Source organism: Sporosarcina sp. P7, assembly GCF_002743425.1.
Classification (GTDB): Bacteria; Bacillota; Bacilli; order Bacillales_A; family Planococcaceae; genus Sporosarcina.
This window is the reverse complement of the sequence record NZ_PDZF01000015.1, coordinates 35,563-48,141: the sequence shown is the minus strand read 5'-3', so window position 1 is coordinate 48,141 and position 12,579 is coordinate 35,563. Positions and strand designations below refer to the sequence as shown.

The following is a 12,579-nucleotide window of genomic DNA, read 5'->3' as shown; positions in this document are numbered from 1 at the left end:
GACTGTGTGGTAAATGTAGATAGAAGGGGACGAATTTAGGTATCCGCTACAAACTATGGGTAATCTAGGACTTTATTATAGGTACCGCCTAATTTTACGACATGTAATTACTCGTTTACGGTCGGGATCTAATACGTTCATAAACGCATTGAGCGGTTACCAAACAAGTATGATCGCTTATAGAGTATGATAGAGCGCTTTGAATGTGGATAGAGCGGAATTTACACACTATAGGGCGCTTAACCATGAACTATGAGTGCTTGCAAGAATTTATGAGCACCGCTACCCTGCACTTATTCCTAGTCTGTGAGCCAATAACCAACGGTCCACCCAGAACGTCAAACAACGCCCCGTCCGCATCAACCACTCACTTTACAAATTAAAAAACGTCTTCCCTATACGTGATAGGGAAGACGGGTCTCTATTCATCTTCATCTGGGTGTAGGCAAAACAAATTCCTTCGCAACAGATACACCTGTACGCATCGCTGCCTTTCCTACTGCGTGCGCAACAATTGTCGGAATACGGTCATCAAATGGATCCGGAATGATGTAATCATCACGTAGGTCCTCATCTTTGATCAAATCAGCAATCGCATATGTTGCTGCAAGTTTCATCTCTTCATTGATCTCAGTTGCTCTAACATCTAGTGCTCCACGGAAGATACCAGGGAATGCCAAGACATTGTTGACCTGATTAGGATAATCAGAACGGCCTGTCGCGATAATACGTACGCCATACTCATCTGCCAATTCGGGCTTTAACTCGGGCATTGGATTTGCCAGTCCGAATACGATAGGATCTGTATTCATTAGCGCTATCAATTCCTTCGTCAGCAAGTTCGCAACAGATACACCAACGAATACGTCAGCACCCTCCATTGCAGCCTCTAATGAACCCTCTATTTTTTCTAGGTTTGTGATACGTGACATTTCATGCTTAATGTCATTCATCGCATTCTCGCGACCTTCAAAAATAATGCCTTTGGAATCACACATAATAATGTTTTTGAAGCCCATACTCAACAATAATTTCGTAATCGCAACTCCAGCGGCACCTGCACCATTTAATACTATTTTTACATCTTCTTTTTCTTTTCCTACTACTTTTAATGCATTTAGTAAACCTGCACCTACTACAATTGCCGTTCCATGCTGATCATCATGGAAGATTGGAATATTACATTCTTCACGCAATCTACGTTCAATTTCAAAACAACGTGGAGCCGAAATATCTTCGAGGTTTACAGCACCAAATGTCGGGCTCATAGCTTTTACGATATTGACAATTTCATCTACATCTTTTGTATCCAGACAAATCGGGAATGCGTCAATCCCTGCGAATTGCTTCAGCAATAGAGCTTTCCCTTCCATTACCGGCAAAGCTGCTTCGGGGCCGATATCTCCAAGACCTAGTACAGCTGTTCCATCTGTTACAACTGCAACCAAGTTCCCTTTGATTGTATATTCATACGCAAGTGATGGATCATGAGCAATTTCCACACAGGGTTCAGCAACTCCCGGTGAGTACGCCAAACTCAAATCCTCTTTATTCTCTAGTGGCACTTTCGAAACCACTTCCATTTTTCCATTGTGAATTTGATGCATGTGTAAAGAAGATTTGTATTTCCTGTTCATAATATCGCTCTCCCTGTCTGGTTTTTTATTGTTCATTCGTGTTGGTAGTGATTATAAGCGCAAATGCGAAGTAATTACAAGCATCAATTTTCTATTAACTCCAAAAATTAAAAATTCGTAAGCGGTTACATTGCCTTTGCCTGGGGTTTTTCAGGACATCAAAAATTTTTGAAAAAAGTTTTGACTTTTATGCTTTTTCGTAGTATGTGAAACCTTTCACTTTTCAATTTATGCCTTGTGAAGCCCTTCACTAAAGGTTTTTGTGAAAAGCTTCACGTAAAGAAAAGTGATGCCAAAAAGCGGTGTATGGATGTAGTATGTGAAAAACTTCACTTTTTAAGTGTTGGAAAATAGTAACTTGCATTTTGGTCACACGGACCAAATTAGGAACTATATTCAAGTAAAATTATTGCCTGACTACCAATTAATGGGTTAAACAATGTTCCTTTACATATCATGATTCTGATAATAAGATGCACAATTTAATTTATAGTAAATTACACATCAAAAAAACTCACAATAGATACATCTATTGTGAGTTTTAATTAAAAACTTAATATTTATATCAAATCCATTTAGCTTTCCATCTGTTTTGACAGGAAGTTGGCTGCCGTCTCTGCCGCTTTTTGCTCGACCTCTCCGACAAAATGAACTTTTGACAGCAAATAGACCGCACCGATTGCATCACCATTTGTAATGATTGGTACAATACAATAAGACTTAATCTGCTCTACTTGACCTGGCACCCATTCTACCGTCTTCTCATGCTTTTCCACGACAGTAGATCGGCCGTTCAGGATTTCTTCGCATATCGGGGCTAATTGTCTGTTCATATAGTCCTTTTTTGCAAGACCTGCTACCGCTAGCATCTCATCGCGATCACTGATCAGTGTAGGTGTACCAATTGTTTCATAAAGTGATTCTGCATATTCTGCCGCAAATTCGCCAAGCTCTGAAATAGGTGAATACTTCTTTAAAATGACTTCCCCTTCTCGATCAGTGAATATCTCCAAAGGGTCCCCCTCACGAATGCGAAGTGTCCTTCTAATTTCTTTTGGTATAACTACTCTTCCCAAGTCATCAATCCTGCGGACAATACCCGTTGCTTTCATGTATAATGCCTCACTTTCTCGAAATTAAATGTATTTCTGAGAATAGTATGCATCAACATTGGTCATTTTATGCAATCGAGGTGTTACGAGGCATCTGTAGATTCTACTTCCTTTGCTGTTTCCTGCATTGTGTGTACCATATCTTCTACCATGTCGAATTCCGTAAACTGATTAGATTTTTTTTCATTCACGGTTACGGTTATTTGCCCGTTGTCAATTGTAAGTCCAACCGCATGACCAAACTTCAATGAACGTTCCATCAGTTTTGCACCGTCAGCACGAGCCGTTCCCTCTGCCGACAAGCGGATCTCCACTATTCCTTGTACATTTTTAATGGATATCACACCAGCATCACGACCCCACGCTTTCATACGTCCAACACGGAGCAATAAATCAGCTTCGAATGGCATATCACCGAAACGGTCGATCATCTCGTCAACAAGCTCTAGATAATCCTCATCGCCTGTAATTGCTTTTACGCGTTTATACATTTGAATTTTTTGATAACCGTCTTGGATGTATGATTCAGGGAGATATGCATTGATAGGCAAGGAGATTTCAACATCCACCTTGTCTTCTTTTACAACACCTGTCTGTCTTTCTTCAATCGCTTCTTGTAGTAACTGCGAATACAAATCGAAACCAACAGAGTCAATGAATCCATGTTGTTGTGAACCAAGTAAATTCCCTGCTCCCCGAATGGATAGATCACGCATAGCAATTTTAAAACCCGAACCAAGCTCAGTGAACTCTTTGATTGCCTGTAAGCGATTTTCCGCGACTTCCGTTAGCACTTTATCGCGCTGATAGAGCATATAACTGTATGCTACGCGATTGGAACGACCAACCCGACCACGTAATTGATAAAGCTGTGAAAGTCCCATGCGATCTGCATCATGGACAATCAACGTATTGACGTTCGGAATATCGATTCCGGTTTCAATAATGGTCGTCGTAACAAGCACGTCAAATTCCCCTTGAAGAAAACTTAATATTACTGCTTCGAGGGCGGCCTCCCCCATCCTACCATGGGCAGAGGCAATACGTGCTTCTGGCACCAAGTCACGAATTTCCTGAACTTTGCGATCCATATCTTCTACACGATTATATAAATAGAAAACCTGGCCGCCACGTCCCATCTCCCGCTCAATCGCCTCACGAACGAGCCCTCCATTATGCTCCATGACATATGTCTGGACAGGGAAACGATTGGCTGGCGGTGTTTCGATTACGGATAAATCGCGCACCCCGACCATCGACATATGCAAAGTCCTTGGTATCGGTGTTGCAGTTAATGTCAGTACATCTACGTTATTTTTCAATTGCTTCAATTTTTCTTTATGCGTCACGCCAAAACGTTGCTCTTCATCAACTACGAGAAGCCCAAGATCCTGATAGACTACGTCCTTCGACAATAAGCGATGTGTACCGATGACAATGTCAACAGTCCCCGCTTTCAACCCTTTGATCGTTTCATCCTGCTCTTTCTTAGTACGAAAACGATTCAGTAATGAAACCGTCACAGGATAATCTGCGAAACGCTCTTTCATCGTCTCGTAATGTTGCTGTGCCAATATCGTAGTCGGCACTAAGAACGCCACTTGTTTACCGTTCGTTACCGCCTTAAACGCTGCACGGATTGCAACTTCTGTTTTCCCGTACCCTACATCACCGCATAATAATCGATCCATAGGTCGTATACGTTCCATATCTTTCTTAATTTCCTCGATGGATTGTAACTGGTCCTGTGTCTCTTCGTAAGGAAAAGCATTTTCGAATGAACGTTGCAAGTCATCGTCTTCACTGAAGGCAAACCCTTTTTCCGCTTCTCGTCTGGCATATAATTTGATCAAATCATCCGCAATATCCTGAATAGCCGCGGTTACTTTACGTTTGGTTTTTACCCAATCCGTGCCGCCAAGTTTATGTAGCTTTGGCTCTTTCTCTCCTGTAGCAACGTACTTTTGAATCAAATCAATTTGGTCAGCGGGTACGAAAAGCTTATCCTCACCGCGATAACGAATATCTAGGTAATCTTTCTGGATACCTTTAACATCTAATGTAACGACGCCATAATATTTTCCAATACCATGATGAACATGGACGATATGGTCGCCTGGCTTGATCTCTGAATAACTTTTGATCCGTTCGGCATTCGTTAGTTTAGGGGGACGTGCTTTGCGTTTTGGTTTGCCAGTAAACAATTCCGCATCTGTAATGACAGCAAGTTTCTGGAACGGCAATTCAAAGCCTACTGATAAATCCCCTTCTATAATGGATAACACACCATCTTTATTCGGCTTGCCGTCTATCACTGCTTCTATATCATACTCTCGTAAAATATCTTGGATTGTCTTCATTCTCTCGGTTGACGAAGCCAGAAGAAAAACATTATAGTTCCCCTGTCGCCAACGCTCAATTTCACTTTTCAATAATGGCATCTGACTATGAAACTGTTGCATCGGCTTACAAGAAATTGAAATAGACTTCTTGATAGTGAAGCCAGGTACTGAGCGTGTAAACAAAGACAAGTAGAGTTGCTGCTGATTAATATTTTCAAGTACTTGCTCGTATTTCCATGCCAGTTTCGCGTCATGCAACATTTTTCCATCTTCGAGCATCGCTAGCTGGTATTCTTGCTCCTCCGACTCCAATGTAGCTACAGACTCTTGTATTCGCCCCAATTCGTCAAATATTATGACACCATTAGCGGGGAAGTAGTCCGTTAACATGGCATTAGCTTCAGAAGAAAATGAGGCATATTTCTTTATTGTGTCTGGCACTATCCCATCTTTCATCATGCCGATATCTTGCATGATTGTCATCAATAATTGCTGTTGTAATTCTTCACTTTTGATTTTGGTCAAGCTCTCGCCAAGCGCTTGTTCCACTTTTCGTGAAACTTGCTGTAATTCTTCAGGCGTCCAGATGAATTCGGTCGCTGGCAATAACGTAATAGATTCCAATTTTCCTGTTGAACGCTGATCTTCTGCTGAAAATGTACGAATGGAATCAATTGTCGTATCGAATAACTCAATACGAACAGGTTCTGCCATTGTGAGCGGATAAATATCCATTATTCCACCGCGTAACGCAAATTCACCCGGTGCACTCACCAGGTCTTTTCGTATATAGCCCATAGATACTAAGTTCTCTAGCCAGACACCTATATCGATCTCTTCATCCGTTGAAGCGGTTACGTAGTGTGTCAACCACCGTTCCTTTGACGGCAACAACTTGCGCAAACCTGCAACAGGTGTGATATAAATACCACTACCAACACGCGCCATGTGATCCAATGTATCAATCCTGCCAGCACGTAATTCATAACTCGCGAATGAAAAGTCAGCGGCAACAAGTTCTTCTGCTGTATATAAGTGAAGATGTTCATCATTGACCAATTTGCTTAGATCTTCATACGTTCGCTGTGCTTGAAGCATATTTGGTGAAACAATTAGGACAGGGCGTGTCAGTGACTGCTGAATCAATTTAAAGAAGATCGCTTTGGATCCTCCTGCAAGGCCTGTGATCAACTGCCGATCCAGCCCATCTTCCAAGTCGTTCAGCAAGCCTTTAATCTCTTTCTCTTCTAGAAAAAGCTGTTCTATTACTCCCACTCAACTACTCCTCCTTATCTATTGACTAAGTGTATCTATCTATTGAACAGGATGCTTTATGCACAAAAAGCTTTGGCTATCAGCGCCAAAGCATCTGTTACTTATTGTAACCATTTTTTTAAGGTGTAATAATCCGGGAACGCCTGCAATGATTGCTCACAGTGTTCACAAATACATCGTATATGCAGGCCACCATCCGGATCTACAGACAAAAACGTGTTTTTATCAGCACCGTTTATTTGACTCAACGTATCTTTTGCCGATTCGAATGGAATGGAGCCGATCTCCGTATGACAGTGATTGCAAGAATAACGGATCATATTCTCTTCACCTTCCTTTTTCAAAGTATAGGCAAAGAATTGATATATTATGCTTTTCCGTTAAATTTATTCATCACTTCAAGAAATGGCATCTTTTTTATTGTCCATTCTTCACAGGCGTCTGCACTCTTTTGTATCGCATCTTCAATCAACGGTTGCTCGTCCTTGCTAAAAGGAGATAATACATAATCAGCGACCTTCATACCGCCCGCAGGACGATCGACACCCATACGAATGCGATTGAATTCAGAAGTACCTAGATGTGCAATGAGTGACTTCATACCATTATGACCGCCCGCACTTCCTTTTTGACGAAGTCGGATCTTCCCCGCAGGTAAATCCAAGTCATCGTATAACACGACTATTTCTTCATCGTCCACTTCAAAGTAATCCGCTAAGGGACGGACACATTCACCGGATAAGTTCATATAGGTCATAGGTTTTAATAATATTATTTTACCTTCAGCTGTATGGACAGTTGTAAATTGGCCATTGAACTTTTGCTGGAATGGTGGAGCTTGCCACCGCTCAGCCAATTCGTCAATGACTTGAAAACCAATATTATGCCGCGTGTTTTCGTATTTTTTTCCGGGATTTCCGAGACCGATTAGTAATTTCATGTTCTTCTCTTCCTTTTCTAAATGATATATATACATAGAAAAGGAGCGCACGATTCAAACACGTGCGCCCATTTTGTAACTTATTTCTCTTCTTTATCTTCGCCAATTACTTCCGGCTCAGCTTCAGTGCTTTCAGTTGCTTCATCTAATGCTTCCATTTCTTCTTCAGTACGTGGAGCAGAAATAGTTACTAACCCTACTTCGTCCTCAGTCAAGATTTCAAACTTCACTTTGTCGCGGATATCGCTAACAAGAATTGTTTCACCAATTTCAAGTTCTGAAACATCTACGTCGATATGATCAGGAATGTCAGATGGCTTTACGCGAATTGTAACTTCCCATACCGGTTGTTGAATTGTTCCGCCTGCTTTTTCACCTGGCGCGTTCCCAACAAGGTTGATCGCTACGTCTACTTCAAGCTCTTCTGTCATATTGATCGCCAAGAAGTCAGCATGTGTAAGGAAACCAGTCAAAACGTCAGATTGATAATCGTTTAATACGACGTTTACATCGTTGCCGTCAACAGTCAATTTGATTACGCCGTTTCTTCCTGTTTCACGAAGTGTATCTAGAAGATCACGCTCTTTTACTGCGATTGGCGTGCTTTCTGTTTTATAACCGTATACTACTGAAGGAATCCATCCGCTTTTTCTTAATTCGCTTACTGTCTTCTTGTCAGTTTCTCTTAAGTTCGACTTAATTGTGCTCATTTGTATAGTCACCTATCCCATCAAAAGTTTTTTATACATCTTTGGATATTCAATATCAGAAGATATCAGTTAACTTATTATCACTCAAATAATGTACTTACAGACTTGTTCTCAAACACACGAATGATTGCAGATGCCAACAATGGCGCAATCGATAGTTGTTTGATTTTTGGAGATTGTTTACTTTCCGGCAATTTAATAGAATTCGTAATCACTAATTGCTTGATTTGAGAATTATTAATACGCTCAATCGCTGGTCCGGATAAAACAGGGTGTGAACAACAAGCATACACTTCTTTTGCTCCACTTTCAATTAGAGCGCTCGCAGCAATTGTTATAGTTCCGGCTGTATCGATAATATCATCAATTAAAATAGCCGTTTTTCCTTCTACATTGCCAACAATATTCATCACTTCCGCTACATTCGGACGCGGACGACGCTTATCAATTATTGCAATTGGTGCCTTCATACGATCTGCCATTTTACGTGCACGCGTAACACCGCCATGGTCAGGTGAAACGATAACAAGATCATCGCTTGCTAATCCTTGACTCTGGAAGTATTCCGTTAGGATGGGTTCTGCAATCAAGTGATCGATTGGAATATCGAAGAATCCTTGAATTTGTGGCGCATGTAGGTCTACTGCGATTACACGGTCAGCGCCTGCTTTTTCAAGTAAGTTTGCAACTAGTTTAGCCGTTATAGGTTCACGTGAACTCGCTTTACGGTCTTGGCGCGCATATCCATAATAAGGCATGACCACGTTAATCGTACGTGCAGATGCACGCATTAAGGCATCCAGCATAATGAGAAGTTCCATTAAGTTGTCGTTGACCGGATTAGAAGTGGATTGAATAACAAATACTTCACAGCCACGGATGCTTTCGTCGATATTGATTTGAATTTCCCCGTCACTAAAACGTTTGACTGAGAGCTTGCCGAGCGGAAGCCCGACTTGATCTGCTACTTCTTTAGCAAGTGGTTCGTTCGCAGTTAAAGAAAAGATTTTCAGTTTGTCGTTTGGATATTGATTTGCCATGATGGCCCTCCTGTTGGTTGGGTAAGATTAGTTTTTTACGTATCCTTCTTTATTCTCTTGCCGAACACGTCCAATTGCAAGTGAATTTTCCGGGACATTTTTTGTGACTGTGGACCCCGCTGCCACAATCGCATTCTTTCCTATCGTGACCGGTGCGACCAAGTTGGCATTGCAGCCAATAAAGGCATTGTCTTCTATCTCTGTTTTGTGCTTGTTTTTACCATCGTAATTCACTGTAATCGTACCACAGCCAACATTAACATTCTTACCTATTTCTGTATCCCCTATATAACTAAGGTGGGAAACTTTACTAGCGTCACCAAGCTGAGATTTTTTCACCTCAACAAAATTGCCTACTTTTACATGGTCACCGAGCTGTGTTTCGGGACGTAAGTGCGCAAATGGACCAACTGCTGTCTGACTTCCCACTGTACTATCACGAACAACTGATGAATGAATCGTCGTGTTGTCGCCCACTGTACTGTTTTGGATGTGACTGTTCGGACCAATGACACATTGTGATCCAATTTTCGTAGCGCCCTCAATGAGTACACCAGGTTGGATGACAGTATCACGTCCAATTTCAGCCTCCGCACTGATCACTGTCTGATCAGGGCTAATAATGGTAACGCCGTTGCGCATATGCTTCTCCGCAATCAATTGACGCATATTTTTTTCTGCTTGTGCCAGCGCTACACGGTCATTGACACCCAGCGTTTCATGGAAATTCGGCGTCGTATAAGCTGAAATCCGCTGTCCTTCAGATTTTAAAATCCCCAATACATCCGGAAGATAATACTCGCCTTGCGCATTTTCGTTAGTCACTTTTTTCAGTGTGTCGAATAACACGCGATTGTCGAAGCAGTATGTGCCTGTATTAATTTCCTTAACGAGGCGCTCTTCGTCATTCGTGTCTTTATGTTCGACGTTTCGCATTACGTCACCGTTCTCCGCACGAATGATGCGGCCATAACCAGTTGGATCATCTGCTATTGCAGTAAGTATGGTCGCCTTTGCTTCCGTTTCATGGTGGTGTGCAAGAAGCGCTGCCATTGTCTCAGTACTGATTAACGGTGTATCACCACAGACGACGAGCGTAGTACCTTCAAGATCCGCAAGTACCCTCTCAGCTTGTTGCACGGCATGTGCTGTGCCCAACTGTTGTGTCTGTAGCGCATATTCGCTTTTGTTGCCCAGCGTCTGCTCTACCGTCTCGGCACCATGACCGACGATCGTGACAATCCGATCTGAGTGAAGATCGCGAATGTGGTCGATCACGTGCTCTACCATCGGTTTGCCACAGACTGGATGAAGCACTTTATAAAGATCCGACTTCATTCGCGTGCCCTGTCCCGCTGCTAGGACGATCGCATATGTATTTGTCATCTGTCAGCCTCCATCCTTGTTTGATAAATTCATAATTGACTATATCGGAAATGACTGTTTTTTTCAAGCATACCCCCTTGACAATTACATAACTTTATTTTATGATTGTTAATCTTTTTGCGATTATATTGGTATAGGAATAAGAGCGGTAGGTAAATATAGATGATGTGTTCAAATGCAAGTGATTAGGAGTGGTGAGCCTACTAGTCACTACGTTCCTTTAGTTGTCTCGCCTTATCAGTCTGATCTCCTCCCCCATCCAGCTGCCAGCTTCTCCACTTATATTTCAAGACGATAAAAAGGCCATCGAATAGATGGCCTTTTTATGAATATGAAGAATGGAAACGCTTTCCCAAACGATATAAAATTATAGAACAGCCTCTTGCAATTCCCCTTGCTGTTCGTCTACTTGATGATAAGCTGCCAGGATGGACTCCTGTACTTTTGTTCGTGCATCTGAATTAATCGGATGCGCCACATCGCGGAACTCCCCATCCGGTGTGCGTTTGCTCGGCATTGCCACAAATAATCCGTCATTCCCCTCGATGACTCGGATATCATGGATGACAAATTGATCGTTAAGCGTAATGGAAGCAATTGCTCTCATCCTACCTTCTGTGTCTACCTTGCGTAATCTCACATCTGTGATTTCCATTTTCCCCACTCCCTTGTTGTCATTTTCACACTAAACGTATTCTAGGTTAGTTGGTATGATTACTTTTTTAACCATAATACTGGTGCTCATTCTATAATACTAGTTTTCACCTCGAATGAAAATAGAATCTTTTGTGAATTTTTAAAATTTGTATATTCATTTACACATTTATCTACTTTCTACCTATTCTTTTTCTACTCACGAGAAAAAACCGCCCTGATCTAGATGCTGTCAGGGCGGGCAACACATTCAATTACTTACAAATTGCAATCGCTTCGATTTCTACTCGTACATCTTTAGGAAGACGGGCCACTTCCACTGTCGAGCGTGCCGGTTTATGCTCTCCGAAGTGTTCTTCATAAATGGCATTTAGCGCTCCAAATTCATTCATGTCTTGAATAAATACTGTGGTTTTAATGACTTGTTGTAAACTTGAACCCGCTTCCTCAAGTACTTTGCCCAAGTTTTGAAGAACTTGGTTTGTCTGTGCCTCTATTCCGCCACTAACTACTTCACCAGCAAGCGTCAGAGGAATCTGTCCTGACGTGTACACTACCCCGTTCACTTTTACAGCTTGTGAATAAGGTCCAATCGCTTGTGGTGCATTTTCTGTTTTTACATATTCCATAATTCATTCCCGCCTCTCGTGAAATAATTCCCTTCTTCCAACTCAATCTTACGGCGCTTTTCATCAACTGCATGTAGTTTCACTAATGAAAGATAATCATCTACTAGTACTTCCTCAAGATGTTCGGCTTCTACTAAGACTGCCACACCACCAAGTTCGCAGTTGAATTCTTCAAGTAAGCTTTTCATGCCTTGCATGGTGCCGCCAACTTTCATAAAATCATCTGTTAACAATACTTTTTGACCGCTCTGCATACTTCTCTTTGACAGCACCATTGTCTGGATCCGGCGAGCAGAACCAGATACGTAATTAATGCTGACGGTAGGACCTTCCGTCACTTTGCTGTCCCGTCTAACCACGATGACAGGCACGTTTAAATGACGTGCTATCGCATGAGCAATCGGAATACCTTTTGTTGCAACTGTCATGATTGCATCGATTTCTCTATCAAAGAAAGCTGTCGCAATTACCTTACCGATTCGATCAAGAAACCGGGGATTTCCCAATAAGTCAGTCATATACAAATAACCGCCAGGAAGTAATCGATCCGATTTCCTTAGTTCATTCATTAATGAATGAATAACTTCCTCTATCTCCTCACGGCCGGCTAACGGAATATATTTAATACCGCCAGCAGCACCTGAAATCGTCACTAAACGACCCGTGCTACTCTCTTCAAATGTCTCTTTCAAAATACCAAGATCTTCACTAATTGAGGACTTGGCCGCTGAATACCGGTTTGAAAAAAACGTCAAAGAAATGAGTGTGTGCGGATTCTCCAGCAAATGACGTGTCATATCGACAAGCCTTTCACTTCTTTTCCATTTCATATAATACCGACTCCTAAACCCGAA

The 12,579-nt window shown here is 41.8% G+C and carries 11 protein-coding genes; all 11 read right to left on the bottom strand.

All coding sequences use genetic code 11. The annotated features are described in order from the left end of the window. Positions 1-431: 431 nt before the first annotated feature. The 11 genes from CSV60_RS13470 to purR all read right to left on the bottom strand — a co-directional run bounded on the left by CSV60_RS13470 (position 432) and on the right by purR (position 12,555). Positions 432-1,637: an NAD(P)-dependent malic enzyme gene (locus CSV60_RS13470; protein WP_099632530.1), complete on the bottom strand. Its 1,206-nt coding sequence runs from the start codon at positions 1,635-1,637 to the stop codon at positions 432-434. Positions 1,638-2,212: 575 nt separating this feature from the next. Continuing rightward, entirely contained in the window at positions 2,213-2,749 is a 537-nt protein-coding gene (spoVT, locus tag CSV60_RS13465; protein WP_099632529.1) for a stage V sporulation protein T, read from the bottom strand. A gap of 83 nt (positions 2,750-2,832) precedes the next feature. Then, positions 2,833-6,366, bottom strand: a complete 3,534-nt coding sequence (mfd, locus tag CSV60_RS13460) for a transcription-repair coupling factor (protein WP_099637357.1) — start codon at positions 6,364-6,366, stop codon at positions 2,833-2,835. A gap of 101 nt (positions 6,367-6,467) precedes the next feature. Then, positions 6,468-6,686 carry an anti-sigma-F factor Fin gene (locus tag CSV60_RS13455; protein ID WP_099632527.1) on the bottom strand — a complete coding sequence of 73 codons (219 nt, stop codon included), beginning with the start codon at positions 6,684-6,686 and terminating at the stop codon, positions 6,468-6,470. A gap of 47 nt (positions 6,687-6,733) precedes the next feature. Next, positions 6,734-7,306, bottom strand: coding sequence for an aminoacyl-tRNA hydrolase (pth, locus tag CSV60_RS13450; RefSeq protein WP_099632526.1), 573 nt, complete (start codon positions 7,304-7,306; stop codon positions 6,734-6,736). A gap of 80 nt (positions 7,307-7,386) precedes the next feature. After that, positions 7,387-8,016: a 50S ribosomal protein L25/general stress protein Ctc gene (locus CSV60_RS13445; protein ID WP_099632525.1), complete on the bottom strand. Its 630-nt coding sequence runs from the start codon at positions 8,014-8,016 to the stop codon at positions 7,387-7,389. A gap of 80 nt (positions 8,017-8,096) precedes the next feature. Beyond that, positions 8,097-9,056: a ribose-phosphate diphosphokinase gene (locus CSV60_RS13440; protein WP_099632524.1), complete on the bottom strand. Its 960-nt coding sequence runs from the start codon at positions 9,054-9,056 to the stop codon at positions 8,097-8,099. 27 nt (positions 9,057-9,083) lie between these two features. After that, on the bottom strand, positions 9,084-10,442 hold the full coding sequence (gene glmU, locus CSV60_RS13435) for a bifunctional UDP-N-acetylglucosamine diphosphorylase/glucosamine-1-phosphate N-acetyltransferase GlmU (RefSeq protein ID WP_099632523.1): 1,359 nt from the start codon (positions 10,440-10,442) through the stop codon (positions 9,084-9,086). 367 nt (positions 10,443-10,809) lie between these two features. Then, positions 10,810-11,097 (bottom strand): septation regulator SpoVG, encoded by a 288-nt coding sequence (gene spoVG, locus CSV60_RS13430; protein ID WP_099632522.1) that lies wholly within the window; start codon positions 11,095-11,097, stop codon positions 10,810-10,812. A gap of 253 nt (positions 11,098-11,350) precedes the next feature. Next, positions 11,351-11,725 carry a RidA family protein gene (locus tag CSV60_RS13425; protein ID WP_099632521.1) on the bottom strand — a complete coding sequence of 125 codons (375 nt, stop codon included), beginning with the start codon at positions 11,723-11,725 and terminating at the stop codon, positions 11,351-11,353. Beyond that, positions 11,713-12,555: a pur operon repressor gene (purR, locus tag CSV60_RS13420; protein ID WP_099632520.1), complete on the bottom strand. Its 843-nt coding sequence runs from the start codon at positions 12,553-12,555 to the stop codon at positions 11,713-11,715. The genes CSV60_RS13425 and purR overlap by 13 nt, the downstream gene beginning before the upstream one ends. Positions 12,556-12,579 lie beyond the last annotated feature (24 nt).